This is a genomic window from Butyrivibrio sp. AC2005 (assembly GCF_000424145.1).
Taxonomy (GTDB): Bacteria; Bacillota; Clostridia; order Lachnospirales; family Lachnospiraceae; genus Butyrivibrio.
Map to the genome: position 1 here is coordinate 92,437 of NZ_KE384137.1, position 26,485 is coordinate 118,921.

Sequence of the window (26,485 nt, forward strand, 5' to 3'; positions counted from 1 at the left end):
GAGGTATCAAAATGTCTGGTAAGTATAATATCTGTCTCGATATTGGCGGAACAAAGATTCTTGGTGCTATCTTTGACGAGAAAAAGGACATTGTTTACAGATTAAAGAAAAAGACAAAGGAAGCAGGTGATGATGCTGCCAACGTTGAGAAGATGATAATCAGTGTCGTTGAGGATATGATTAATGACTCCGGCATTAAGAAGAAGGACTTTAAGGCAATAGCTGCGGGAGCACCAGGAGTTATAGATCAGGGAGCCGGAATTATACTTACATCGCCTAATCTTCCATGGACTGATTATGATATAAAATCATCCATAGAAAAGAAATTTGATATACCTTTTTATATTGGAAATGATGTTAATGTGGGCGTCCTTGGCGAATGGAAATATGGCGTCGCAAAGGGCTATAAAAATGTAGTCGGCTTTTTCGTTGGTACAGGAATGGGTGGGGGGCTGATTCTTGACGGAAAGATGTTTACAGGTAATAAATATAAGGCTGCTGAGTACGGTCATATGATTCTTGATCCTGAGGGACCTCTTTGCGGATGTGGGCAGAGAGGATGTCTGGAGGCATTTTCCAGTAAGAAGGGAATGAGTTCCTATATCTTGCAGCAGACAGCGAGAGGCCGTAAAAACATGCTTGCTGAAACTATTGAAAATGGCGTATTTAAGAGTAAGAACTTAAAGAAAGCAATTGCGGCAAAGGATACCGTAACTCTCGAGGCAGTGGACAGAGCCTGCCATTATCTTGCAATTGCAACCGGTAATATGATAAATACCATAAGTCCCGACATAGTGGTTTACGGTGGCGGAGTAATGGAAGCGGTTGGAGATTTCTTTATGGAAAAAATTCTTGCAGAGGTCGACAGATACTGCATGCCATCCATAAGAAATACTGTTGAGCTTAAGAAGGCGGCACTTGGAGATGATTCAAACATTTACGGAGCGCTTGCCATGATTGAAGATATGTAAAAGCTTAAAATATTGTTTTTAAGTTCTTTTACAATGATATATCGGAATATTTGTTATATAATAAGACTTGTCACTGCCTGCTATTTCTTAGAAGGCGGTTGCAAGTCTTTATTTTTTATTCAAAGGAGAATCCTAATGAAAGTAAATATAAAAAAGTTAAGTGATAAGGCGACTCTTCCGACAAGGGGAAGTGCAGCTGCAGCAGGATATGATTTATATGCAAATGTAAGCGAAACAACTCAGATTGCACCGCATACTACTGCGAAGATAGGAACCGGTCTTGCGATGGAGATTCCGGATGGTTATTTTGGTGGCATTTATGCACGAAGCGGAATTGCAACCAAAGAAGGACTTCGTCCTGCAAACTGTGTCGGAGTTGTAGATTCCGATTACAGAGGAGAAATAATTGTTGCTGTCCATAATGATTCAGATATTACAAGGGAGATTACTCCTGCTGAAAGAATTGCTCAGATTATCATTCAGCCGTATCTTTCCGTTGAATTTGAAGAGGCGGATGAGCTTGCTGAATCCGAGAGGGGAGCAGGCGGCTTTGGATCAACAGGCAAGGCATAATATAATCCTTTTTTTCGTAAACAAATTGATTGAAAAGTGTTATAATGATAAGAGCGGTTTAATATTTTAAATATAGATGCGGAGGGAATTTATGAATAATAAGCTTTATAAACTTATGAACTGGCCTGAGATTGAGGAGATTATCTACTCTGACGGAGACGATCCGCATCGAATCCTGGGCGCTCACAAGGTTGGTTCAAATCTTCTTATTCAGACTTTTTATCCTATGGCAGTTGAAATAGAAGTTGTTCCTGAAAGCGGAACCAAGAAATACAAGATGGAGCTTGCCGATGAAGCAGGTTTCTATGCAGCGCTTGTTCCTTATAAGGAAAACTTCAAATATAAATACAGAATTACTCTTGAAAACGGTGACGTTAAGGAAGTAATTGATCCGTATAACTTTACTGCAAGAATGGACCGTGAGGACTTCATAAAGTTCAACAGCGGAATGCATTATACAATTCATGAAAAACTTGGTGCACATCTGATTGAAATTGATGGTACCAAGGGCTGTGCTTTTGCCGTTTGGGCTCCTGATGCAGCGAGAGTAAGTGTTATTGGTGACTTTAATGACTGGGACGGAAGAGTAAACCAGATGCAGCGTGTTGATCACGATGGCATTTTTGAGATATTTATTCCCGAAGCAAAGGCAGGGGACGGATATCAGTATGAGATTAAGACAAAGGGCGGTGTTACCTTTAAGAGACCTGACCCTTACGGATATGCTTTTAAGGATAAGGAAAATGAAGTATCACAGGTAACTCCTCTGAATGATATAAAATGGACAGATGCTGCCTGGATTAAAAATCGCACTAAGTTTAACAGAGATACTGATGCTTTATCAATTTGTGAGCTTTCTCTTGATTCCTTTGCTGCAAAACATAAAAATCATATTCCTGATTATGAGGAACTTGCTCATGAAATAGTTGAATATGTCCAGAATCATGGATTTAATACCATTGAGCTCAAGCCCATAATGGAGCATATTTCAGGACATCCTTTTCATATCAATGGATTTTTCTCAATTCAGAAAAGATATGGTACGCCTGAGGGCTTCATGAAATTTGTAAATATTATGCATGAAGCAGGTATCAGGGTAATTATGGATTTTGTTACTACATTTTTCCCTAAACTTCAGTGTGGCCTGAATTCGTTTGATGGTCAGGCGTTATATGAATATCCTGATCCGCGCATGGGTGTTCATCCCAGAACCGGTGACCTTATATTTGATTTTGGAAGAAAGCAGGTTACCAATTTTATTCTTGCAAGTGCATTGTTCTGGGTAGAGACTTTCCACCTGGACGGACTTAGAGTTGCTGATATAGCTAAGATTCTTTATCTTGACTATGACAGAAAGCCGGGACAGTGGATTCCCAATATGTATGGTGGAAACGAGAATCTTGAAGCCAAGGATTTCCTTTGCAACTTTAATTCAGTTTTAAAGACAGCCAATCCGGGTGTGCTGACGCTTACAAAGGAAACCTCCTGCTGGCCGAGAGTAACAGGTGAACTTGATGATGGTGGCCTCGGATTTGATTATAAGTGGAATAACGGATGGACCAAGGATTTCCTTGACTATATACAGAATGATCCTCTGTTCAGATCCGGTAACCACAATGAGCTGACCTTCTCCCTTGTATATTGCTATACAGAAAGATTTATACTTGCATTTACACATGAGGAAATAGGAAAGGGCTTAGAAGGCCTTTATGATCTTATGCCTGGTGATTCTGCTCAGAAGATGGCAGGCGTAAGACTTGCCATATCTTATCTTATGACACATCCGGGTAAGAAGATGCTTTACATGGATCCTAATGAGCTCAGCATTGACAACGCGGTTTTTCTTGAAAATATGATTCATTCACTTAATGAAATCTACTATAGCAGACCTGCGCTTCATCAGATCGATACAAATGACAGCGGATTCGAGTGGATTAACAGCATGGCTGCAGAGGAATGCATGATGTCCTTTATGAGAAAGGGTGAATCGGATTCCGATCTGCTTGTGGTTGTTGTTAATATGGCAGGTGTTGACAGAACCTTTGAAGTCGGCGTTCCTGCTGATGGAAAATATTATGAGATTTTTAATTCCGATGATACCTGCTACGGCGGAACAGGAATTGTAAATCCCGGAAGAATTGAAGCAAGCTTCACTGAAGCTGATGGAAGACCATATTCAATACCGATTAAGGTTGCATCATCTTCACTTGCTATTTTCTCATATACTCCTTACACAACTCAGGAGAAGAAGATAAGAAAAATCCGTGAGGAAGAAGCAAATAACAAGATGCAGGAGCGTGAGAAGACTTTAAGAGAGCTCAAGAGCAGACAGGAAAAAGAAGAAGCTGAACTTTTAAGAGAGCTTCATGAGCGCTATGAGAAGGAGCTTGCTGCTCAGGAAGAGGCTATCGAAAAGAAATATGAGCAGATTGAGGAAGAGCGTATTTCAAGTATAGTTTCCGAAGCAGCACTTAAGTCTATTTCAGGCAAAAAGACTACAACAAAATCTACTGCTAAAAAGACTGCAGCAAAGAAAACTACTGCAAAAAAGACTACTGCTAAAAAGACAGTAAATAAAACAGATAAGAAGGAAGAAAATTAATAATGAATATCATGTTACCACCTATGACACTTACTGCTACTGCTGAAACTGCTATTGAGACCATAGCTGAGGTAACAGGAAACGAAAACTTAAAACCAGGAGTTATCCAGAACTATTTAAAGGACCTCCCGGATAAGGCTTTCGCCCTTTTGGTGAAGGTTGTGCTTGCCCTGGTAATTTTTATTATTCTGTGGCAGGTCATAAAAGGAATTTCCAATGTTGTTGAGAAATCATTAAAAAAGACAAAGATTGAAGATTCTACGGCCAGGTTTCTTGCAAAAGTAACTAAAGTATCTCTTGATGTACTGCTTGTATTTTTCATAGCATCAACATTTGGAATGGATACGGCAAGTATAGTTGCTCTGCTTGGTTCTGCCGGTGTAGCAATTGGTCTTGCGGTTCAGGGAACACTTTCAGATTTTGCAGGAGGTATTCTTATCTTACTTGCAAGACCCTTCAGAGTAGGCGATTACATCGTTGTAAACGGTGTAGGAATTGAAGGATCAGTAACAGAAATATCTCTCATAAATACAAGAATGCTTACTGCGGATTACAGAAGAATAGTTGTTCCGAACGGAACGCTGGCATCCGCTACAATAACCAATAACAATGGAAATACTATGAGAATTCTTGATACTATGGTTGGTATTTCTTACAGTGCTGATATTGATAAGGCAAGAGCTGTAGCAATAAAAGTGCTGGATGCTAACGAATTCATATCAGATAAGTATGAAAAGGTTGTATATGTGGATGAATTGGGTGATAGCAGTGTTAATCTCAGAATAAGAGGATGGGTAAAGCCTGCGGATTATCATAAGGCAAGATGGTCTATGAATGAGACTATTAAAAAGGCCTTTGACAGGGAGGGAGTTGAAATTCCTTATCCCCAGCTGGATGTTCATATGAGATAGGGCTTATCAGTCATTAAGCATAACATCTCGTTAGAAAATGCTTGTCAAAGACAGGTTACATCTATATAATGATATTTGTGTTTTTAAAATAAAAACACAAATATTTGCTGGAATAGCGCAGTCGGTAGCGCAACTGATTCGTAATCAGTAGGTCGAGGGTTCAAGTCCCTTTTCCAGCTCTTTTATAAATATTTACAAAACTCGTGGATAATTCCACGAGTTTTTCTATATCTTGTCGAATTGTATTCACTTTACCACTATGATATGTTAAAGTATAAATTATTGTATTAAATTACTGGATTACATTATTGTATACATGAATTCAAAAAGGAGATTGATATGGCTCAGCTGTGGGGTGGCAGGTTTGAAGGCGAGATAAATGAGCTTGCCTGGAAATTTAATGCATCCATATATTTTGACAAGAGGCTTATTAAAGCAGATGCAATTGGAAGTAAGGCACATGTAACAATGTTGGCAAAACAGGGTATTATCACTGATGAAGAGCGTGATCAGATCATAGAAGGACTTGATAATATTCTGGAGGATGTTGAAAACGGAAAGCTTGAGATTACTGATAAATATGAAGATGTCCATAGCTTTCTGGAGGCTAATCTCATTGACAGAATAGGCGATGCCGGTAAGAAAATGCATACCGGAAGGTCAAGAAACGATCAGGTTGCTCTGGATATGAGACTTTTTGTAAGGGCTGAGGTTAAGAATGTAGCGGGCATAATTTATGAGATGCTGAATACATTAAATGCTCTTATGAAAGATAACATTCATACATATATGCCGGGATTCACGCATCTTCAAAAGGCTCAGCCTGTTACACTCTCACATCATCTTGGTGCGTATTTTGAGATGTTTTACAGGGATTCCGAAAGACTTCTTCAGGTTTTCGAAGGCATGAATTATTGTCCTTTGGGATCGGGAGCACTTGCAGGAACTACTTATCCGCTTGACAGATCATATACTGCAGAGCTTTTAAAATTCTATGAACCAACAAATAACAGTATGGATTCAGTATCTGATAGAGATTATCTTATAGAATTTTTATCTGCTTTATCTATAATAATGATGCATCTTTCAAGATTTTCCGAAGAAGTTATTATTTGGAACTCAAATGAATACGGTTTTGTGACGATAGATGATGCATATTCAACAGGAAGCAGTATTATGCCTCAGAAAAAGAATCCTGATATTGCGGAGCTTGTAAGAGGAAAGACCGGCAGAGTATATGGTGCACTTAATTCACTTCTGGTCACTATGAAGGGAATACCTCTTGCATATGATAAGGACATGCAGGAGGATAAAGAGGTCAGCTTTGATGCTATTGATACAACTAAAAACTGCCTGATTCTGTTTACCGATATGCTTAAAACCATGAAATTTAACAAGGATAATATGGAGAAAAGTGCGATCCGGGGATTCACCGATGCAACAGATGCTGCAGATTATCTTGTTAATAAGGGTGTACCTTTTAGGGATGCTCATGGTATTATAGGTAGAATAGTTTTACATTGTATTGAAAAGCAGTGTGGCATTTCAGACCTGACAATTGATGAGCTAAAAACTTTTGCAGACCAGTTTGATAATGATATATACGAAGCAATCAGTCTTAAAACTTGTGTTGAGAAGAGACTGACTGCAGGTGCACCCGGTCCTGAAGCAATGAAGGCGTCTATTAAGAAGAATGAAGAGCGACTTAATGAGTACTGGGCTAATTCAGAAGGCTTTTATACATTGGAAGTAATTTAAATATCTATATACATACAAGAGGAGAGTGGAAAAATGAGCGAAAAATTGAAAGTAGCAGTTCTTGGTGCAACAGGTATGGTTGGTCAGAGATTTATAACAATTCTTGACAATCACCCCTGGTTTGAGGTTGCTGTTGTTGCAGCAAGTCCCAGAAGCGCAGGCAAAACCTATGAGGAATCTGTAGGTGACAGATGGAAGATGGAAGTTCCCATGCCTGAGAAGGTTAAGAATCTTGTTATTAAGGATGTAACTAATGTTGAAGAGGTAACAAAGGATGTTGACTTTGTTCTTTCAGCAGTAAATATGTCAAAGGATGAGATTAAGGCTATCGAGGAAGAGTATGCTAAGACAGAAACTCCTGTAGTTTCTAATAACAGTGCCCACAGATGGACTCCCGATGTTCCTATGATTATTCCGGAAGTTAACCCTCATCATGCAGATGTTATCGAGTTCCAGAAGAAGAGACTTGGTACAACAAAGGGATTTATTGCTGTTAAGCCCAACTGCTCAATTCAGAGCTATGCTCCCGCACTTTCCGCCTGGAAAGAATTTGAGCCCTATGAAGTAGTTGCAACAACTTACCAGGCTATTTCAGGTGCAGGTAAAAACTTCAAAGAGTGGCCCGAGATGGAAGGAAATATCATTCCCTTTATCTCAGGTGAGGAAGAAAAGAGCGAAAAAGAGCCACTCAGAATCTGGGGACATATTGAAAATGGCGTCATTGTACCTGCTGAAAGTCCGATTATTACATGTCAGTGTATAAGAGTTCCAGTTTTGTATGGACATACGGCCGCAGCTTTTGTAAAATTTAAGAAGAAAGCTACAAAAGATGAACTTATTAAGTGTCTTGTGAATTTTAGCGGTAAGCCTCAGGAGCTTGGTCTTCCCAGCGCTCCCAAGCAGTTTATTCAGTATCTTGAGGAGGATAATCGTCCTCAGGTATCACTTGATGTAAACTACGAAGGTGGTATGGGTGTAAGCATAGGCCGTCTTCGCGAGGATACTGTATATGACTGGAAGTTTGTAGGTCTTTCTCACAATACACTTAGAGGAGCTGCAGGCGGTGCAGTTGAATGCGCAGAACTCCTCAAGGCACTTGGATACATTAGCAAGAAGTAATAGGACTTAAAAAATCTGGGGTGAGGACAATTTTTATGGAAAAAACAAAGGTTCAGGAACTTGAAGTACTAAATGGCTATTTTAACAGTGGGGACAATCAGATTGTTATAGTATATGGCCACATTCGTACAGGTAGCGCAACTGTAATTACAACATTTGCAGAAGATAAAGAATACCTTTATTATTGCGCTTGTTCTGCTTCTGAAAGGCTGCAGCAGTTTTTAATAGGTGATATTCTGAGAAAAAAAGGACATGATGTTCCGGATTTTCCTACCTATAAAGAAATAACTGAGGCTATAGAGAATTATGCTATAAAGATTAATAAACCTCTTGTTGTTTTTGTTGAGAATTTTGAAGATATAATAAAAGCATCACCGAATTTTATAGAGGAAATAAGCTCTGTTGTTTATAAGAGCGGTCATCCTCAGATGATGGTTGTCCTCATGGGCTCAAATGCAGCATGGATAGAGAACAACATGGTTGAAAAGATTGGTGCGCAGGCAGCCAATATTTCCGGGTTCCTGAAGATTAAACTCTATTCCTTCCAGGAGATGAGAAAGAGATTCTCAAAGATGAGTGATAGGGATGTTATTTCTTCCTATGCTGTTTTTGGTGGAAATGCAAGACTCTGGTCTTATTTTGATGAGAATAAGACATTTAAGGAAAATGTATGTGAAAAATTCCTGGATGTACTTAACAGTGTCCTTCTTCGTGAAACCTTAAGAATACTTGAAGAGAACTTGAGAGAAACGGCAGTTTATAATACTATTATGTATGGACTTGCTAATGGTAAGAATAAGCTGAATGATATTCACCATGCAACCGGATTTTCAAGAGCTAAGATTATGGTTTATTTAAAAAGCCTTATTGAGCTTGGAATGGTTGAAAAAGTTTATTCTTTTGCAACAACCGGACATGAGAATGTTCAGAAAGGTGTTTACAGAATTTGTGATCCTTTAGCACATTTCTTTTATAGATTCTTTTATGCACATCTGACAGAGATTATAAGGCTTGATTCTGAAGAATATTACAACACATTTATCGCAGAGGGGCTTGATGAATATGTTGCTTCTGCATACAGAGCTGTTTGCAGAGAGTATGTTGTTAAACTTGCTGAATATGATAAGCTTCCCTTCAAGATTGATGAAGAGGGTGAATGGGTTGGAAAAATTGATTCTCTTGATATTGTAGCTCAGAGTGAATCCGGTGACACACTTGTTGGTGCTTGTTACTGGAATTCCAAGATGGACGTGGATGCAATAGAAAAAATAAGAAGCTGCTGTAAGAGAGCAAGAGTTAATCCGGATTATTATTATCTTTTCTCTGCCATGGGCTTTGAGGATGGTCTTAAGGAGCTTGCAGAAAAAGAAGCGTCCATCAAACTTATAGAATTGGAAGAAATGATGAATGCCTAAGAGCGTTTTTATTGCCGAAAAGCCCAGCGTAGCAAGGGCTTTCGGCGCTGCATTAAAATATAATTTTTCTAATAAAGACGGATATATGGAATCTGAAGAAGCCATCGTCACCTGGTGTGTAGGACACCTGGTGACGATGAGTTATCCTGAGGTGTATGATGAGAAAATGGCCAAATGGTCATTGAACACAATTCCATTTATTCCGTCTCAATTTAAGTACGAAATTATTCCACAGAGTGCTAAGCAGTTCAATATAGTTAAGGGACTTCTAACACGCGAAGATGTGGATACAATATATATTTGCACTGACTCGGGACGTGAAGGAGAGTATATTTACAGACTTGTTGATCAGGAAGCAAAGGTTATCGGCAAGGTAAAAAAACGAGTTTGGATTGATTCACAGACTGAGGAAGAAATTCTCAGAGGAATACGCGAAGCCAAAGATGACAGTGAGTATGACAATATCGGAGCTGCTGCATATCTGAGGGCTAAGGAAGATTATCTGATGGGTATCAACTTTTCAAGGGCACTGACTCTTCGATATGGTTATTCCATCAGATCTTTTCTTGGACTGGATAAATGCGTAGTTGCTGTTGGCCGTGTTATGACCTGTGTACTCGGCATTGTTGTGGATAGAGAGAGGGAGATAAGGAATTTTGTTAAGACTCCTTTCTACAGAGTGCTGGGTGATTTTGCTATCGGTGATAAAAGCATATCTGCTGAATGGCGTGTTCAGGAAAAGAGTAAGTATAATGGTTCCTTTGAACTTTATAGTGAGAAGGGCTTCAAGGAAGAAAAATCTGCCAAGGCTCTCATTGAATCCCTGGGGCAGCTTCCTGTGAAAGGGAATATCGCACTTCTTGAAAAGAAGAAGGAAACCAAGAATCCTCCGCTATTGTATAATCTTGCAGAGCTTCAAAATGACTGCTCTAAATTTTTTAAGATTGATCCTAATCAGACTCTTGCCATAGCTCAGGAATTATATGAAAAAAAGCTTACAACTTATCCGAGAACTGATGCCAGGGTTTTAAGTACTGCAATTTCTAAAGAAATTGATAAAAATATCAAAGGGCTTATGTCGTATGAACCTGCCGGTATTTTTGCCAAGTCAATATTGCAGCATGAGTCATATAAGAATATTGCCAGGACAAGGTATGTAAATGATAAAGCTATAACCGACCACTACGCGATTATACCTACAGGTCAGGGATTAGGATCTCTAAGTTCCCTAAGTCCTACTGCTGCCAAGGTTTATGAAATAATAGTAAGAAGATTTTTGGCAGTATTTTATCCTGCAGCTCAATACTCGAAAATTAAGATGGAAATGATTGTACAAGGGACTGATCCTCAATTTGAGGAGCATTTCTTTGCGGGCTTTAAACTGCTTAGTTCAAAAGGCTATCTTCATGTTATGGATTATTCTTTTTTCAAGAAGAAGGATGAAAAGGAGAATGAGGAGAAGAATGATAACGATGCTGAGGATGCAGCTGCAGACGAAGGCCTTTTTGAAGCTCTGTCAAAGCTAAAAAAGGGCGATGAGATTGATTTGACTGCCGCATCAATTAAAGAGGGTGAGACAACACCTCCAAAGCGCTATAATTCAGGTACTCTTATTCTTACAATGGAGAATGCAGGTCAGTTTATAGAGGATGAGGAATTAAGATCACAGATCAAGGGCTCAGGTATCGGTACGAGTGCCACGAGGGCGGGCATTCTTGATAAGCTTGTAAAAAACAGATATCTGGAGCTTAATAAGAAAACTCAGATAATAACACCTACTCAGATGGGTGAGATGATCTATGATACCGTATTTGTATCAATGAAACCTATGCTTAACCCATCACTTACAGCAAGTTGGGAGAAGGGACTGACACAGGTAGAGCAGGGTGAGATATCTGAAGACGAATACATGAAAAAGCTTACTGATTTCATAACCAGGCGCACTAATTACGTCAAAGATAATGATATGAGATCACATATGCAGAGATTTTTTGCAGCTTCAGCACAATATTACAAAAAAGCTCCTGCAAAAAAAGCTGCAAATAAAGGTAAGAAAAAATCATAACTGAAGATTATGAGGGAAAGAAAGGAAATGATCATGAACGAATATTCAATAGAAAATCTGTATGACTTAAATGAGACCATCGCTGCCGATATTTTTAAGGGTGTAACATATCCCTGGGAAGTACTTCCGAAGATTAAGGAATTTATTGTAGAGCTTGGAAAAACACTTCCTGAAGAAAAATTCGAAAAGCGTGGAGAAGATATCTGGGTTGCAAAGAGTGCAAAATTTTTATCTGATAATGTTTATATTGCAGGTCCCTGCATCATAGATGAAGAGGCTGAAATAAGACCCGGTGCATTCATAAGAGGAAGCGCGATAGTTGGTAAAGGTGCTGTAGTAGGTAATTCTACCGAGCTTAAGAATGTCATTCTGTTTAATAAGGTTCAGGTTCCGCATTATAACTATGTGGGTGATTCCATACTGGGCTTTAAGTCACATATGGGTGCCGGCTCTATCACATCAAATGTAAAGTCTGATAAGAAGCTTGTTGTCGTTAAGAACGGTGCTGATGATATGGTGGAAACAGGACTTAAAAAGGTTGGTGCCATGCTTGGGGATAACGTTGAAGTTGGCTGCGGAAGTATTCTTAATCCCGGTACAGTAGTTGGAAGAGAGAGTAATATTTATCCTCTTTCTTCGGTTAGAGGATGTGTTCCTGCAAAGCATATTTATAAAGAAAAAGGGGTTGTTGTTCCTAAGAACAATGACTGAAATATATAAGAGGGATATATAGGGGATATGAAAAAAGTTTTTTCTTGTATAATGACTGCTGCTGTTACAGTTTCTCTATGTGGATGCGGCTCGGTCATTGATGATACATTTGGGAAATTTAGCAAAGGGCTTGAAACTATTCGCGATTCTGTAAACACAGGTGCGGATGTTATTGAGAATCTTGAAAACGAAATTACGGATGAACTTGCTGAGAAGACAGATAAACCTGTAGTTGAATCTACAGATGAACCTATAAATAAAACAGATGTTTCTGCAAATGATGAAAACAAGGATTCTACTGAGGATTTCGAGCCTTATATAGCAGAAAAGGCTGAGGATGGACCGGTTGATTCTCTTGCATACGTGAAGGCTTATTCTGATATTGTAAATGTTCAGGCTGATGTACGAAAAAAGAACGAAGAGGTGCAGAAGGATACAAAATATCCGTTTGATTCATATTATATTTATGATATTGATAAGGATGGTATACCTGAACTGATATTACAATATGGTGAACTTGGTGAAGATGTTTTTACTGAGGACTATAAGGGTGTAGTCTATACAATGGATGGTAATTCAGCGGTTATCCTTGATGATGATTTTGAATTGTCTTATGCGGATTTATATACTGATCCCGGTGAAAATGGTATGCTTTGCTATCGCTACTCAGCTAAAAAGGCTACCTGCTACAGGGTAATATATGAAAACGGTGAGAGAATGGAAGAAGAGCTGCATACTGAAGAAGCTGAAGGCACTGACAATTATCTTAAGAGAGGAAGATATAAATCTCCATCCAAGATAGTCCCCGGTTCCTATGAACTGTGTCATACACGGAACTGCGTAACTCTTCCCATCAGGAAGTATGACAGTATTATGAAGCATATTGACGGAAACAGAGGAGATTTAATTGAACTGTCTTTCCCTGATAATGATGAGAATTATTATGAAAATATAATATCAGAGAACAAAGAAATATATCTTTATGGTGCTGATAAATATATGCATAATAAAGGCCTTATTCATTATGAGGATATTTTTAATAAGGATGTACTGCGAGATAACACTGGTAATGAAATAAAATTTGTAGAGAAGAAATATGCAGATTTAAATGAAGACGGAGTATATGAATGCATAATATATCTTCGAGGTGAATATGCTTCCGGGAATTCGGACATGAGAGTCATCATGACTGTGGAAGACGGTGAGAATTATGCATATTCATCGTTTTATCCACCTGAAACAGATATAACCGAATATGGTGAATTCGAGAACCATAGCAGGTATGGAAGTTCATATTACAGAATTATTTTTGACAAAGAGGAAGCCGAAGAATATTATGTTCCGGTTTGGGAAAACCAGGCTTCTTAATGGGAAATTAGATATTCACTATTTGACGAATACTATATAACAGTATTATAATCAAAAAAGTTTATGACATATTACGAGGAGGAAATTGTTATGGCAGCTATTAAGACAAAAATCGAGCTTCAGTATGCAGATAAGAGTATATCTTCAGAGGATCTTGTAGAGAGAGCTAAGGCAGCTTACGAAGCAGAGTATGGTGTTAAGGGTGCAAAGAATCTTGAGCTTTACGTTAAGCCTGAGGAGAATAAGGCTTACTATGTAGTAAACAACAAGATGACAGGAAGCATCGATCTTTAATTTTGATTTTTTGAAAGGCCTCAGGTTTATGCCTGGGGCTTTTCTTTGATTTATCGAGGTAGTATGAACAAGGATTTATCGTTACAAAAGGATTTAAATAAACTTAAAGCATGCGAACTTTTTCTTTTGGATATGGATGGGACATTGTATCTGGGAGATGAAGTTTTTGAGGGAGCTATTGATTTTATACAAGCTCTTAAGAAACTGGGGAAAAAATATATTTATCTCACTAACAACTCATCAAGATCAGGGAGCGATTATATTGAAAGACTTAAAGGTATGGGGTTCCCCTGTGAGGCCGAAAATATTTATACATCCGGAATGGCTACTGCAGAATATTTAAGACTGCGATGCTCGGACAGATATATATATGTCGTGGGAACTAAGACTTTTTATAATGAATTAAAAAATGCAGGCTTGAAGGTTTTTGATTCCTATGATTATGATGATCTTGAATTCTATGAAAATAATGCATATGGATTAAATGGAATTAAGGATACGGAAGAATTCAGAGAGTATCTTAATCAAAGTGATAATATTCCTGTTGTCTGCGTGGGATTTGATACCGAACTGGTATATAGGAATCTGGATCTTGCGGTTCATTTTTTGAGAAAAGATGCTGCTTTTGTTGCAGCAAATCCTGACTGGGTATGTCCAATGCCGAAGGGTGAGGTACTTCCTGATTGCGGAAGTATATGTGCACTTCTTACGGCTTCATCCGGGAAGGAACCCAGGTATATTGGGAAACCCAACCGTAAAATGGTAGATATTATTTCGTCCATGTCAGAAATACCAAATGGAAAGATATGCTGTGTGGGTGACAGGCTTTATACTGATATTGCCGTGGCTCAGAATGCAGGAGCAGTTTCTGTTTGCGTATTATCAGGTGAATGCAATGAATCGGAAATCTCAGAAATGAAAATAAAGCCGGATTATGTGCTTGATAATGTAAAAGAACTCGGTGAATTACTGCATGGCTGATCGAGCATAAAAAATTTATAAAAAGTTAAGGGAATATGCCTTGTGCGCATATTCCTGTTTTTTTAGAATTAATCTATGAAGTGATAATTTTTTATTGATGTTACATTTATGAGGGGTGATTATGAACGATATAATTTTAAATGTAACTCCAAGTGTTTTTGGGGTAATTGCCTATATTCTTATTTCCATAGGCTATTGGAATATTTTTAAAAAGTGCGGAGTTAAACCTTATTTGTCGTTTATTCCGATAGTAAGGGAATATAATATAAGCCTTTGCGCGGATAAAGAAGAGGATGGTAAGAATTACATTATACTTGCAATGATATATTATGTGTTGGAGGTATTATATACCGTATTTAAGGATAATGTAAAAATTGTCTTATTTTTATTTATTTTTCTTATTTCAGCTGCAATAGCGCTGTTTATATACCATTTGAGAATAAACCTTGGACTTATAAAGGTCTTTGGTCGTAGTAAAAAATGGATATGGGCGTTTATTTTCTGTGAAACAATCACGGTACTTATTTTCGGTCTTTCAAAAAACTTTGTGCCGACAAAAAAGGTTGACATCGTTCCGGATAAGTATGGTGTAAAGGGACTTGACCAGGATATAAATTCAATTGATGACGGACTGACTGTAAATATTTCGGAAAAGACTTCATATTTTTATTTTAAGAAAAAAACATTATTAAAAGATATACATATGAATATTAAAAAAGGGCATATGGTGCTTCTTCTCGGTGGATCAGGAGCAGGTAAAACCACGTTCTTAAATGCTATAACCGGCTATGAAAAGGCTAAGGCAAATATTACGCTTGGAGATATTGATGTGTATAAGGATTATGGCAAGATGATCTATGATGTGGGTTTTGTGCCGCAGCAGGATCTTGTTCGTGGTAATGATACGGTTACACTTACGCTTGCTGATGCTGCAGCTTTAAGACTGCCTTCAAATATACCTTTAAAAGAAAGATCAGAAAGAATAGACAAGGTTCTCGATCAGTTCGGACTTACTGTTGTTAAGCATAATCTTGTTGATAAGCTCTCCGGAGGACAAAAGAAGAGAGTCTCTATTGCAATGGAGTTTATATCGGATCCGACACTTTTTATTTTGGATGAGCCCGATTCTGGACTTGACGGCGTTGTGGCCAGAAGTCTGTTTCAAAAACTACGTGCAATTGCAGATGAGGGTAAGATTGTAATTGTAATTACGCACACACCGGACAGAGTTGTTGACTTGTTTGATGATGTTATTGTTCTTATAAAAGATAAGACCAGAACGGGACGACTTGCATTTTATGGCCCTGTTAAGGAGTCATATGAATTCTTTGATGAAAACACAATGGAAGGCATTTTAAGGAAAATCAATCCAAAGGATGTCGGAGGCGACGGAAGGGGCGAAGAATTCGTTGAGAAATATGCTGAGCTCATGAAGGGAAAAGTGGGGTGACGGAGCATGAGAAGAAGACGTATCAAGCATACCGGTCGTTTTTTGCAGACTATTATATATCTCGGAAAATTATTCAGGATGTTTTTATTTCAGAATGACTGGAAGGTTTTGCCAATCTCTGCTGTAATTGCTGGACTGGTGGCTTTTTCTGTTGGTCAGAATCTCTTTAAGACTATGGAAGGCACACTTATGGGGAGTTTTGCCGTTGCCTGCATATGCGTATGGAATGGATTTTTTAATTCAATACAGGTAATATGTCGTGAGAGGGCAATCGTAAAAAGAGATCACAGATCAGGACTTCATATTTCATCTTATATGGTTGCGCATATGATATATCAGGCAGTTCTTTGTGTAGTTCAATCCGGAATAATTATTTTTGTTTTTATGAGAATGAATGTAAAAATGCCTGACAAGAGCCTGATTACAGATTGGCCGCTCGTTGATATCGGCATAACTCTGTTTCTTATAACGTACTGTGCTGATATGCTTGCACTTTTGATATCTGCTGTAGCAAGAACAACTACATCGGCTATGACAATCATGCCATTTATTCTGATAGTTCAGCTTTTGTTTTCCGGTAGCTTTTTCTCACTACCGGAACAGGCAATGCCATTTACCAATCTCACAGCAACCAAATGGGGACTTACAGCGCTGTGTGCTCAAGGGGATTATAATTCACTTCCCATGGTGAGTGTATGGAATAATGCTCTGAAGATGAAGAATGTTGAAATAAATAATGAAAAGCCTCTTTTAGATCTGTTCAAGTATGTTGAAAATAATAATATGAGAGATGATATTCTCATGATGACTGCAAAAGAGAATCAGATTGAAGATTATGCCTTCAGCAGGGAGGTTATTTACAATGCCTGGAAATGGCTTATTATGTGGACAATCATATATGTTTTTGTAGCAACGCTTTTACTTGAATTTATAGATAAAGATAATCGGTAGACTCTTTTTGTTTTTAGAATAATAACTTAGAATATATGTATTGGGGAATATATTTTATGGGGGTTACTGTGGGCGTAAATATTAAAAACAGAAAAAGGAATATAGGAGTATTTTTTAACTGTTCAGAGGAGAGATTTCAAAAAAGTTTTTGCCATTCACTGTCAACTGCAGCAAGAAAAAAGGATTATAATCTAATTTTCTTTATGACTTTTGAGGTAATAGATGATGAGAGTGACTTCAATAGGATGAATGAGAAAATGATAAAGTTTGCGCCTATTGAGTATCTCGATGCAATTATCATTGCCTATGATACTTTTGACAGGGAGTCAATCAGACAGAAGCTGGAAGATGAGATAAGGAAGAGAGCGTCCTGCCCTGTAATAAGCTTTAGGGAAAAATATAAAGATTTTTACAGTATTACAAGTAATGCCAATGACGCCATAAGCAATATGGTAAATCATCTTGCCGATTATCATCATTGCAATAATATAGCTTTCATGGCCGGCTATAAGTACCATTATGACAGTAATGAGCGACTTGAGATTTACAAAAAGGCCATGCGTATCAGAGAACTTCCTATCTATGATAATTATATTTTTTATGGTGATATGTGGAGGTTTAAGGGAGAGGAAGCTTTCAGATATTTCTTTTCAGATCCGGAGCATATCCCGGATGCAGTAATATGCGCTAATGACCATATGGCAAGAGCGCTTTGTAATGCTGCAATCGAGCATGGACTTGATATTCCTTCAGACCTTATTGTTACGGGTGTCGATGACATTGCAGAAGCGGTTGAATATCATCCTACGCTAACAACTGTCAGTGTTGATATAGAAAACATGACGATGCGCACTATAGAGCTGGCGGATAAGCTGATTCACAAACAATATATAAAATCGGTCAATATTGTTCCGGCAAAAATAATGTACAGGGAAAGCTGTGGCTGTAATGGAGAGGAAGTGGTAGTTCCATATCAGCAGCAGTTAAATCAGTATTATGAGAGAATGAGTCACTTGCTGGGGCAGCCCCATAATCAGACTATGTTCCAGATAGGACTTGATGGCTGCGACACACTAGAAGAGCTGCTTGGTACTATTCAGAAGAACATTGATGTAGTAATGAAGCATAAAGCCTTCTTTATTTTTCTGTCAGGAAGAGATAATGAAAATGGCGGAAGGGATTTTAAAGAAGACATTACCGATGAAGTTGAGCAGATATTTGGCTATAGAGATGGGGAAAGATTGCCGGAATATACAAGAAAGATCAGGACAGATACTTCTCAACTGTTGGATGAATTTGAAAATGATAAGCCAAGAACAGTGTATTTTTCACTTCTTCATGACAGTACGAATTGTCTTGGGTTTGTTGTTTCCGAATTTGCCAGCTTAAATGATACTGTTGACCAGTATTATTTTGATTATTTGCTGAAAATATCACTTGCCCTGAACAAGCATTATATGGCTGCAGAGTTGAAGTATCTCCTTGAACAGTCAAAGCAAAAGAGTCTTACCGATTTTATGACAAAACTGAGTAACAGGAGAGGCTTTGACCAGTTTGTATCGCAAAACATTAAGGAGTGGATTAAAGCAGCTGAAGAAATAGCTTTTATGACACTTGATATTGACGGGCTAAAGAAAATAAATGATGAGCTTGGCCATGAGGCCGGGGATCTTGCCATATCGGCTGCCGCAAAAATTATCAGGAAGAGATGTCCTGATAATGGTTTGTGTGCAAGAATAGGCGGGGATGAGTTCCTGATGATATTCCCTGTTAAAAAAACATCACCGGATGAAATTGCTTCTAAAATTGAAGCAGGCATGAAAAAAAGAAATATATCCGGAGCTTTTCCGTTTAAGCTTAGCGTATCTATCGGCTGGTACAAGACAATTATGGAAAAAGGAACCAGGATAGAGGATTGTCTTGCCGAAAGCGATCAGAAAATGTATGAAATAAAGAAAATTCACCATGGAGATGAATTTTAAATAATTGATTTTTAGAATTGTTAAAAACGTCCTAAGGAAGTATAATAATATATGTTTAATATAGAAAATGCTTTTCAGGGACGGTATTATTATGGATATTGGTGGACTTTTAAAAGAGCTGTTACTAGAGGATAAAGTGCTTATACACTTTGACTTTATGAACGGCTTTTTTGATATTAATAAGTCAGTTGTTGTGACCTGGGGTGTAATCGCTGTATTGGCCCTTACTCTGATTTTCTTAACAAGTAATATGAAGCTTCATGACATAAGGACAAAACAGCTTGTTGCAGAATCGATTGTAGACGGACTTCGAGGGATAACGGGAGGAATGCTCGGAGAGGAAGGCTATAAATACAGAGATTTTATGGCGGTTGTATTAGTGTTTATCGGAGCATCCAATCTGGTTGGGCTTTTCGGATTTACTCCGGCTACTATGGATCTGAACGTTACATTGGCTCTTGCACTTACAAGTATTGTACTTGTTGAGGCTGCCGGCATTATAGAAAAGGGATTCGGAAAATGGCTTAAGGGCTTTTCACAGCCAATGGCTATTGTTACTCCGATGAATATCTTAGAGCTTGCAATAAGACCTCTTTCTCTTTGCATGCGACTTTTCGGTAATGTCATCGGTGCGACGGTTATTATGGAACTGCTCAAAATGGCTGTTCCGGTAGTTGTTCCTGCCGCGTTTTCGGTTTATTTTGATATTTTTGATGGCTTGATACAGGCATATGTATTTGTATTCCTTACATCTCTGTATATAAAGGAAGCCATTGAATAATAAATGAGGTTTTTAAGAATAATTAAGGAGGAAATATATATGAGTTTAACAGCAATAGGTGCTGCGATTGCAGCATTTACAGGAATTGGAGCAGGTATCGGTATTGGTATAGCTACAGCCAAGGCAGTTGATGCCGTTGCAAGACAGCCTGAAGCAGATGGAAAGATCATGAAGCTCCTGCTTCTTGGTTGTGCACTTGCAGAGGCTACAGCTATTTATGGTTTCGTTGTATCTATCATGATACTATTTACCTGATATTTTTGGGAGGATTACTACAGTGTTAAGTATCAGCATAATGAACATTGTATATACAGTGATTAATCTTTTAATCCTCTATGTGGTGTTCAGATTATTTTTGTTTAAAAGAGTTGATGCAGTTCTTCAAAAAAGGCGAGAAGAAATTGAGCAGGCCACAGCTGAAGCTGTTAAGAAAGAAAAGGAAGCAGAAAATTTCAAGGAGAGCTATGCTAAAAAGCTTCAGGATGTTGGCAAAGAATGCGATGAAATGGTTGCTAAATCCAAGAAGGATGGCTATGACGAGTATGATCGCATTATAAATGATGCTAAGGAAAAGGCTGAGCAGATAATTATTGAAGCTAAGCATAATGCTCAGATTGAGGCTCAGCGTGAGAAGGATGCATATGTTTCAGAACTCACAGATCTTGTTGTGCATGCTGCTAATAAGATTGCTGTTTCCAAGCACGATGAGGAGACTGACAAGGAGCTTTATAACAAGTTTATCTTTGAGGCTATTGAGAAAAGCGAATAACTGATATCAGAGGTTTGATATTTATGATAAACGAAAACAAAGCAAAGCTTCGCTATTCTTCTGTTGCTCCATCAGATTCACAGGCTGAACAGATTAAGAAGGCGCTGGCAAAAAAGTTCAATAACCCTGATCTTGAGCTAGAAATTATTCATGATCCTAAAGTTAGCGGTGGTTTCGTAGTAAATTATGGCAACTTTGAGTATGACTGGAGTGATGAAGGTCGTACAAGACAGCTGAAGGAGCTTATTGAACTAACTAAAAAAAGACAAAATACAAGTGCAGAGAATCTTGTTTCCATAATCAGAGACAGGGTTAATAATTTTGACCTTAAGGCTGAAGGAAAAGAGGTCGGCAGAACTATATGGGTTGGTGACGGAATTGCTAATGTTGTCGGTATTGATCATGCTTTTTATGGTGAAATAGTACGTTTTGAAGATGGAACCAAAGGCATGGTACAGGATATACGTGATGACCATATCGGTGTAATTCTGTTCGGCAGCGACGAAGGAATCAGACAGGGAAGCAGGTGTGTGCGTACTTACAAACAGGCAGGTATTCCTGTTGGAGAGGCCTTCGTTGGAAGAGTAATTGACGCTCTTGGTAATCCGATAGATGGCAAGGAAGAGATAAAGACAGATGTTTATCGTCCTGTTGAAGAACCGGCTCCCGGTATAGTTGAGAGGCGTTCTGTTAATGAACCCCTTGAAACAGGTATATTGTCGATTGATACAATGTTTCCTATCGGTCGTGGTCAGCGTGAGCTTATTATCGGCGACAGACAGACAGGTAAGACATCAATTGCAATGGATGCAATTCTGAACCAAAAGGGTAAGGATGTAATATGTATCTATGTTGCGATTGGTCAGAAAGCAAGTACTATAGCTAAACTTATAAATACTCTTAAGGAAGCCGGTGCCATGGGATATTCCATAATAGTTGCATCAACAGCATCTGACAGTGCACCGCTTCAGTATATTGCTCCGTATGCAGGTACAGCCATGGCTGAATACTTTATGCTTATGGGAAAGGATGTTCTTATTGTTTATGATGACCTTTCCAAACATGCGGTTGCTTACAGAGCCTTATCGCTGCTGCTTGAAAGATCTCCAGGAAGAGAAGCTTATCCCGGAGATGTATTCTACCTGCATTCGAGACTTCTTGAGAGATCAAGTAAGCTTTCAAGTGATCTTGGAGGAGGCTCAATTACTGCGCTTCCCATAATTGAAACTCAGGCAGGAGATGTTTCTGCATATATTCCTACAAATGTTATTTCAATCACTGACGGACAGATTTTCCTTGAATCAGATCTGTTCTTCGAAGGAATGAGACCTGCTGTTAATGTAGGTTTGTCTGTATCACGTGTTGGTAGTGCTGCCCAGACGAAGGCTATGAAGAAGGCTGCGGGAAGTATTCGTATTGATCTTGCTCAGTATAGAGAGATGGCTGTATTTACACAGTTTGCATCTGATCTTGATGAAACAACCAAGAATCAGCTTCGACATGGAAGCGTACTTATGGAACTTTTAAAACAGCCTTTGGGTAGGCCGTATGCAATGTATGAGCAGGTAATTCTTCTTGTTTGTGCAAACAGCGGAAAACTTGATTTTGTTCCGGTTAATCAGGTTAAGGATTACAAGAATAAACTTCTTAAGTATTTTGAAGATAATAAGAAGGATATTATTGAGGACCTTACCAAGTCCAGGGATTTATCAGATGCAACCAGGAAGGCTATTCTTGAAACTGCTGATGCGTTCGAGAAGATCAACAATGAAGCTTTAAAGCAGGAACTAAAAAACAAAAGGAAAAGACTGGTTTTAGATTAAGGTGATTTTCAGTGGCAAATATTAAAGAAATTCGCGATCGAATCGGAAGTATTCGCGACACAATGAAAATTACAAATGCGATGTATATGATATCATCGAACAAGCTTAGGAAGGCTAAGAAACAGCTTGCAGATACTGAGCCTTATTTCTATGCGCTACAGGCAATGATAGCAAGAGTTTCCAGACATATTCCGGATGATGTAGATGATATTTTTCTTAAGACAACGGAGGATATTCCCTTTGAACACAGAGCTAAGGGATATCTTGTCCTTACCTCTGACAAGGGACTTGCAGGTGCGTTTAATCATAACGTCGTAAGAATGGCAGAAGAACATATAAAACAGAACAATAAGCTTAAAAATTATAAGCTATATGTTGTCGGTGAGTTTGGAAGGCATTATTTTACGTCTCTTGGACTGAAGATTGATGAAAACTTCCGATACACTGCACAGAATCCTAACCTTGACAGAGCCAGAGATATTGCATCCATTCTTATTGATGATTATACAAACGGAGTAATAGACGAGGTGTATGTTGTTTACACTTCCATGAAGAACTCTTTGACTAGTGAAGTGAAGATGGAGAAGATACTTCCGCTTGATATAATCGAAAATGCAAGAAACAGATATAGAATAATCGATGCATATAACGAAGAGTTTGTTTTTGAGCCCAGTCCAAAGGCTATTCTTGATAATATAGTTCCGAATTTTATATGCGGATTTATTTACGGTGCTTTGGTTGAAACATTTTGTTCTGAGCAAAACTCCAGAATGATGGCTATGGACAACGCAAATAAAAATGCCACCTCGATGATAGGCGAACTGCAAAAACAGTACAACAGACAAAGGCAGGCAGCTATAACGCAGGAAATTACGGAGGTTGCAAGTGGTGCCAAGGCGCTTAAGAGAGCCAAGGCAGCAAAAGCTGCAAAGCAGAAAAAATAAAAGAGGACAGTCATGAGTAATGAAGGAAAAATCCTACAGGTTATGGGACCTGTAGTGGATGTTTTATTTGAAAATGCTAATTTGCCCTACATAAGCGACTCTCTGAAGGTAAAGATCGGAGAGAAAAAAGGAGTCATGGAGGTTGCTCAGCATATAGGCGATAATGTTGTAAGATGCATTATGCTGACAGCAAGCGAAGGACTGGCTAAGGATATGCCTGTTTATCAGACAGGTGGGCCTATAAGTGTTCCCGTGGGAAGGAAAAATCTTGGCAGATTGTTTAATGTCCTTGGAGAAACTATTGATGGTGGTCCGAATCTTGACGGCGAAAAGCATTGGTCAATTCACAGAGAACCGCCTAAACTTGAGGACATGAGCCCTGTTGCGGAGATTCTGGAAACAGGAATAAAGGTTATTGATCTTCTTGCTCCTTATGCAAAGGGTGGTAAAATTGGACTTTTCGGTGGTGCCGGTGTAGGTAAGACTGTGCTTATTCAGGAGCTGATACAGAATATTGCAACCGAACACGGTGGTTATTCAATTTTTACAGGTGTAGGAGAAAGATCCCGTGAGGGTAACGATCTCTGGACTGAGATGAAAGAATCAGGCGTTTTGGAAAAAACGGCACTTGTTTTCGGACAGATGAATGAGCCTCCGGGAGCAAGAATGAGAGTTGCTGAGACCGGACTTACCATGGCTGAGTATTTCAGAGACAGAGAGAGGCAGGATGTGCTTCTTTTCATAGATAATATTTTCCGTTTTGTTCAGGCAGGCTCTGAGGTTTCATCACTTCTTGGACGTATGCCCTCTGCTGTAGGATATCAGCCTACACTTGCTACTGATCTGGGACAGCTTCAGGAGAGAATTGCTTCTACAAAAGCAGGCTCTGTTACATCTGTGCAGGCCGTTTATGTTCCTGCAGATGATCTTACTGATCCTGCACCTGCAACGACATTTGCGCACCTTGATGCAACTACGGTTCTATCACGTAAGATTGTTGAGCAGGGGATTTATCCTGCTGTTGATCCGCTGGAATCTTCAAGCAGAATTCTTGAAGCGGATGTTGTAGGTGAAGAGCATTACTATGTTGCAACCAAGGTTCAGGAAATGCTCCAGAAGTATAAAGAACTTCAGGATATCATTGCAATTCTTGGTATGGATGAGCTTGGTGAAGAGGATAAGCTTACTGTTTTCAGAGCACGAAAAATACAAAGATTCCTTTCACAGCCTTTCCATGTAGCTGAGAACTTTACCGGCGTAAAGGGAGTGTATGTCCCGCTTAAAGAGACTGTTAAGGGCTTTAAGATGATAATTGAGGGTAAAATGGATGATTATCCCGAGGCTGCATTTTTCAATGTAGGAACAATAGAAGAAGTAAAAGAAAAAGCTAAAAAGCTTGAAGGCGCTATAACGGAATAATGCCTTTGATGTAAAGGAGATTTAAAGTGCCACAGGAAAGGAAGACCTTTAGATTACAGGTTATGTCAATAAATGGTGTCTTCTTTGATGACAGAGCTTCTGAAATAATCTTGCCTTGCATAGATGGTGAGTTTGCCATACTTGCCAATCATGAAGAGATGGTGCTGGCCATTTATAATGGTAAGATGATAATAAGGGATGCCATCGGAGACAAAATAGAGGCTATTGTTGGCATTGGCTCTGCTCAGATTGCCAATAACAGAGTAATTGTGCTTGTTGATACATGTGAAAAACCTGAAGATATCGACAGGATAAGAGCGCAGAGAGCTCTGGAGAGAGCAGAAGAAGAAATGAGACAAAATAATTCAATTAAGGAATACTACTCAGCTCAGGCTGCTATGGCGAGGGCATTATCCCGTCTTAAGAACTCAGCTGATTATGGTATTGATTGATGTTTTGCAAAAAAAATAAAAAATGACAGGGTATCAGATGAGAAATAAGACATTTGATAAGATTAAAGCAGTTGCATGTATTCTCGTAATCCTTATTCATTGTAAATTTCCCTCTGTTATTGGGGATTTGTTTGAAGCATTGGCACGCTTTGGTGTGCCGATGTTTTTTGCTATTGCGGGAGTTTATCTGGCAGGGAAATCTGATGAAATTCCCGAAATGCGTAAAGGATTATTGAGAAAGCTTAAAAAAACTGGGATAATAACCCTGAAAATCTGGCTTATATATACCATATATTCTTTTATCTATGCTATGGCTAAAGACTATGGTGCTGCAGCCTGGTTCAATGAAAAGTTCAATACCTTCGAGTTTAGTAGATTAATTCTGTTTAATTCCGGAAAAATTATATACGACTTTACCTATGCTTTTGATCATATGTGGTATCTTTTTGCGCTTATGTATGTTTACGGGCTGTGCTATATTTTTGCTCCGGTAATGAAGCCTTTGTCCAAACCACTAACAGTGATTCTTCTAGCATTTTTATATTTTGGTGAATTCTTACAGCTGTATTATCCCATCAGACCATTTGGTATAAGCGTATCAATATGGTATGTAATCAGAAACTGGCTTTTTGTGGGAATACCGTTTTCCATGCTGGGATATTGGATGAAGCAGGACAAGGCATCAACACAGATAAAACAACCGCTTACTCTTGGGAGTGTACTTGTTGTTACAGGGATATTTTTGACATTGATTGAATATAAAATATGGGGATCAGTTGAAGTTTATTTTGGTTCTCTTTTTATTGTAATCGGACTTTTGATAGTAGGGCTTAATGCAGAACATGATGTTCATAATAATGGGGTGGTTACGAATAATAAAAGAAATGAGTTGCTGGAATTTACCGGCAATCATTTATCTTCGAATATTTATTATTTTCACGTTCTTATTATTTCCTTATTTGGATTTATAATCGACAGAACATATCCTGATGCATATGCAAATGCTCTTTTTATGTATTTAAGGCCGGTTTTTGTGATTATCATTACGATATTAATATCACTACTGATTTATAAGAGTAAATTTATCACTGTTAATTCAAATAGGAATCTGAGAAAATAGGAAACATATTGTTTTTAGGAGAAATA

The 26,485-nt window shown here is 38.5% G+C and carries 23 protein-coding genes and 1 tRNA gene; all 24 read left to right on the forward strand.

Annotation, left to right across the window (positions count from 1 at the left end):
• Positions 1-11 precede the first annotated feature (11 nt).
• The 24 genes from G602_RS0117425 (at position 12) to G602_RS0117540 (ending at position 26,459) form a co-directional block, all read left to right on the forward strand.
• Positions 12-971, forward strand: a complete 960-nt coding sequence (locus G602_RS0117425; RefSeq protein WP_044932674.1) for an ROK family protein — start codon at positions 12-14, stop codon at positions 969-971.
• Between the two features lie 135 nt (positions 972-1,106).
• Entirely contained in the window at positions 1,107-1,544 is a 438-nt protein-coding gene (dut, locus tag G602_RS0117430; RefSeq protein ID WP_026660101.1) for a dUTP diphosphatase, read from the forward strand.
• A 91-nt stretch (positions 1,545-1,635) separates the two neighbouring features.
• Positions 1,636-4,146, forward strand: coding sequence for a 1,4-alpha-glucan branching protein GlgB (gene glgB / locus G602_RS27305; RefSeq protein WP_049945308.1), 2,511 nt, complete (start codon positions 1,636-1,638; stop codon positions 4,144-4,146).
• A 2-nt stretch (positions 4,147-4,148) separates the two neighbouring features.
• Positions 4,149-5,057 carry a mechanosensitive ion channel family protein gene (locus G602_RS0117440; protein ID WP_049945309.1) on the forward strand — a complete coding sequence of 303 codons (909 nt, stop codon included), beginning with the start codon at positions 4,149-4,151 and terminating at the stop codon, positions 5,055-5,057.
• A gap of 106 nt (positions 5,058-5,163) precedes the next feature.
• Positions 5,164-5,236: transfer RNA gene (locus G602_RS0117445), tRNA-Thr, on the forward strand.
• A 160-nt stretch (positions 5,237-5,396) separates the two neighbouring features.
• On the forward strand, positions 5,397-6,815 hold the full coding sequence (gene argH / locus G602_RS27310) for an argininosuccinate lyase (RefSeq protein WP_044932677.1): 1,419 nt from the start codon (positions 5,397-5,399) through the stop codon (positions 6,813-6,815).
• A 33-nt stretch (positions 6,816-6,848) separates the two neighbouring features.
• Entirely contained in the window at positions 6,849-7,934 is a 1,086-nt protein-coding gene (asd, locus tag G602_RS0117455) for an aspartate-semialdehyde dehydrogenase (protein WP_026660104.1), read from the forward strand.
• A 35-nt stretch (positions 7,935-7,969) separates the two neighbouring features.
• On the forward strand, positions 7,970-9,349 hold the full coding sequence (locus G602_RS0117460; RefSeq protein WP_026660105.1) for an ATP-binding protein: 1,380 nt from the start codon (positions 7,970-7,972) through the stop codon (positions 9,347-9,349).
• Positions 9,342-11,414 (forward strand): DNA topoisomerase, encoded by a 2,073-nt coding sequence (locus G602_RS0117465; protein ID WP_026660106.1) that lies wholly within the window; start codon positions 9,342-9,344, stop codon positions 11,412-11,414. The genes G602_RS0117460 and G602_RS0117465 overlap by 8 nt, the downstream gene beginning before the upstream one ends.
• 33 nt (positions 11,415-11,447) lie before the next feature.
• The gene (locus tag G602_RS0117470) at positions 11,448-12,125 is read left to right on the forward strand and encodes a UDP-N-acetylglucosamine pyrophosphorylase (RefSeq protein ID WP_026660107.1); all 678 of its coding nucleotides are present in this window, start codon (positions 11,448-11,450) and stop codon (positions 12,123-12,125) included.
• A gap of 27 nt (positions 12,126-12,152) precedes the next feature.
• Positions 12,153-13,493 (forward strand): hypothetical protein, encoded by a 1,341-nt coding sequence (locus tag G602_RS0117475; RefSeq protein ID WP_026660108.1) that lies wholly within the window; start codon positions 12,153-12,155, stop codon positions 13,491-13,493.
• Between the two features lie 90 nt (positions 13,494-13,583).
• Positions 13,584-13,787 carry a DUF6465 family protein gene (locus tag G602_RS27315; RefSeq protein WP_049945310.1) on the forward strand — a complete coding sequence of 68 codons (204 nt, stop codon included), beginning with the start codon at positions 13,584-13,586 and terminating at the stop codon, positions 13,785-13,787.
• A gap of 63 nt (positions 13,788-13,850) precedes the next feature.
• The gene (locus G602_RS0117485; protein ID WP_026660109.1) at positions 13,851-14,768 is read left to right on the forward strand and encodes an HAD-IIA family hydrolase; all 918 of its coding nucleotides are present in this window, start codon (positions 13,851-13,853) and stop codon (positions 14,766-14,768) included.
• Between the two features lie 121 nt (positions 14,769-14,889).
• On the forward strand, positions 14,890-16,218 hold the full coding sequence (locus G602_RS0117490; protein WP_044932680.1) for an ATP-binding cassette domain-containing protein: 1,329 nt from the start codon (positions 14,890-14,892) through the stop codon (positions 16,216-16,218).
• Positions 16,219-16,224: 6 nt separating this feature from the next.
• Entirely contained in the window at positions 16,225-17,169 is a 945-nt protein-coding gene (locus G602_RS0117495; protein WP_026660112.1) for an ABC transporter permease, read from the forward strand.
• Positions 17,170-17,237: 68 nt separating this feature from the next.
• Positions 17,238-19,151: a substrate-binding and GGDEF domain-containing protein gene (locus tag G602_RS0117500; protein WP_196808717.1), complete on the forward strand. Its 1,914-nt coding sequence runs from the start codon at positions 17,238-17,240 to the stop codon at positions 19,149-19,151.
• A 97-nt stretch (positions 19,152-19,248) separates the two neighbouring features.
• Complete coding sequence (locus tag G602_RS0117505; protein ID WP_026660114.1) at positions 19,249-19,932, forward strand: F0F1 ATP synthase subunit A; 684 nt, start codon at positions 19,249-19,251, stop codon at positions 19,930-19,932.
• A 39-nt stretch (positions 19,933-19,971) separates the two neighbouring features.
• Complete coding sequence (gene atpE / locus G602_RS0117510) at positions 19,972-20,187, forward strand: ATP synthase F0 subunit C (RefSeq protein ID WP_026660115.1); 216 nt, start codon at positions 19,972-19,974, stop codon at positions 20,185-20,187.
• A gap of 22 nt (positions 20,188-20,209) precedes the next feature.
• Complete coding sequence (locus G602_RS0117515) at positions 20,210-20,701, forward strand: ATP synthase F0 subunit B (RefSeq protein WP_026660116.1); 492 nt, start codon at positions 20,210-20,212, stop codon at positions 20,699-20,701.
• 23 nt (positions 20,702-20,724) lie between these two features.
• Complete coding sequence (atpA, locus tag G602_RS27320) at positions 20,725-22,524, forward strand: F0F1 ATP synthase subunit alpha (RefSeq protein WP_044932682.1); 1,800 nt, start codon at positions 20,725-20,727, stop codon at positions 22,522-22,524.
• A gap of 11 nt (positions 22,525-22,535) precedes the next feature.
• The gene (gene atpG / locus G602_RS0117525; protein ID WP_026660117.1) at positions 22,536-23,468 is read left to right on the forward strand and encodes an ATP synthase F1 subunit gamma; all 933 of its coding nucleotides are present in this window, start codon (positions 22,536-22,538) and stop codon (positions 23,466-23,468) included.
• Between the two features lie 12 nt (positions 23,469-23,480).
• The gene (atpD, locus tag G602_RS0117530) at positions 23,481-24,887 is read left to right on the forward strand and encodes a F0F1 ATP synthase subunit beta (RefSeq protein WP_026660118.1); all 1,407 of its coding nucleotides are present in this window, start codon (positions 23,481-23,483) and stop codon (positions 24,885-24,887) included.
• 26 nt (positions 24,888-24,913) lie between these two features.
• A complete protein-coding gene (gene atpC / locus G602_RS0117535; protein ID WP_026660119.1) occupies positions 24,914-25,339 on the forward strand; it encodes an ATP synthase F1 subunit epsilon in 426 nt (141 codons plus the stop codon).
• Between the two features lie 37 nt (positions 25,340-25,376).
• A complete protein-coding gene (locus G602_RS0117540; protein ID WP_026660120.1) occupies positions 25,377-26,459 on the forward strand; it encodes an acyltransferase family protein in 1,083 nt (360 codons plus the stop codon).
• Positions 26,460-26,485: the final 26 nt, after the last annotated feature.

What these genes read in the sequence shown, in the direction of transcription:
- G602_RS0117425 (WP_044932674.1), top strand. Translation starts at nt 12, where the DNA reads ATGTCTGGTAAGTATAATATCTGTCTCGATATTGGCGGAACAAAGATT.
- dut (WP_026660101.1), top strand. Translation starts at nt 1,107, where the DNA reads ATGAAAGTAAATATAAAAAAGTTAAGTGATAAGGCGACTCTTCCGACA.
- glgB (WP_049945308.1), top strand. Translation starts at nt 1,636, where the DNA reads ATGAATAATAAGCTTTATAAACTTATGAACTGGCCTGAGATTGAGGAG.
- G602_RS0117440 (WP_049945309.1), top strand. Translation starts at nt 4,149, where the DNA reads ATGAATATCATGTTACCACCTATGACACTTACTGCTACTGCTGAAACT.
- argH (WP_044932677.1), top strand. Translation starts at nt 5,397, where the DNA reads ATGGCTCAGCTGTGGGGTGGCAGGTTTGAAGGCGAGATAAATGAGCTT.
- asd (WP_026660104.1), top strand. Translation starts at nt 6,849, where the DNA reads ATGAGCGAAAAATTGAAAGTAGCAGTTCTTGGTGCAACAGGTATGGTT.
- G602_RS0117460 (WP_026660105.1), top strand. Translation starts at nt 7,970, where the DNA reads ATGGAAAAAACAAAGGTTCAGGAACTTGAAGTACTAAATGGCTATTTT.
- G602_RS0117465 (WP_026660106.1), top strand. Translation starts at nt 9,342, where the DNA reads ATGCCTAAGAGCGTTTTTATTGCCGAAAAGCCCAGCGTAGCAAGGGCT.
- G602_RS0117470 (WP_026660107.1), top strand. Translation starts at nt 11,448, where the DNA reads ATGAACGAATATTCAATAGAAAATCTGTATGACTTAAATGAGACCATC.
- G602_RS0117475 (WP_026660108.1), top strand. Translation starts at nt 12,153, where the DNA reads ATGAAAAAAGTTTTTTCTTGTATAATGACTGCTGCTGTTACAGTTTCT.
- G602_RS27315 (WP_049945310.1), top strand. Translation starts at nt 13,584, where the DNA reads ATGGCAGCTATTAAGACAAAAATCGAGCTTCAGTATGCAGATAAGAGT.
- G602_RS0117485 (WP_026660109.1), top strand. Translation starts at nt 13,851, where the DNA reads ATGAACAAGGATTTATCGTTACAAAAGGATTTAAATAAACTTAAAGCA.
- G602_RS0117490 (WP_044932680.1), top strand. Translation starts at nt 14,890, where the DNA reads ATGAACGATATAATTTTAAATGTAACTCCAAGTGTTTTTGGGGTAATT.
- G602_RS0117495 (WP_026660112.1), top strand. Translation starts at nt 16,225, where the DNA reads ATGAGAAGAAGACGTATCAAGCATACCGGTCGTTTTTTGCAGACTATT.
- atpE (WP_026660115.1), top strand. Translation starts at nt 19,972, where the DNA reads ATGAGTTTAACAGCAATAGGTGCTGCGATTGCAGCATTTACAGGAATT.
- atpA (WP_044932682.1), top strand. Translation starts at nt 20,725, where the DNA reads ATGATAAACGAAAACAAAGCAAAGCTTCGCTATTCTTCTGTTGCTCCA.
- atpD (WP_026660118.1), top strand. Translation starts at nt 23,481, where the DNA reads ATGAGTAATGAAGGAAAAATCCTACAGGTTATGGGACCTGTAGTGGAT.
- G602_RS0117540 (WP_026660120.1), top strand. Translation starts at nt 25,377, where the DNA reads ATGAGAAATAAGACATTTGATAAGATTAAAGCAGTTGCATGTATTCTC.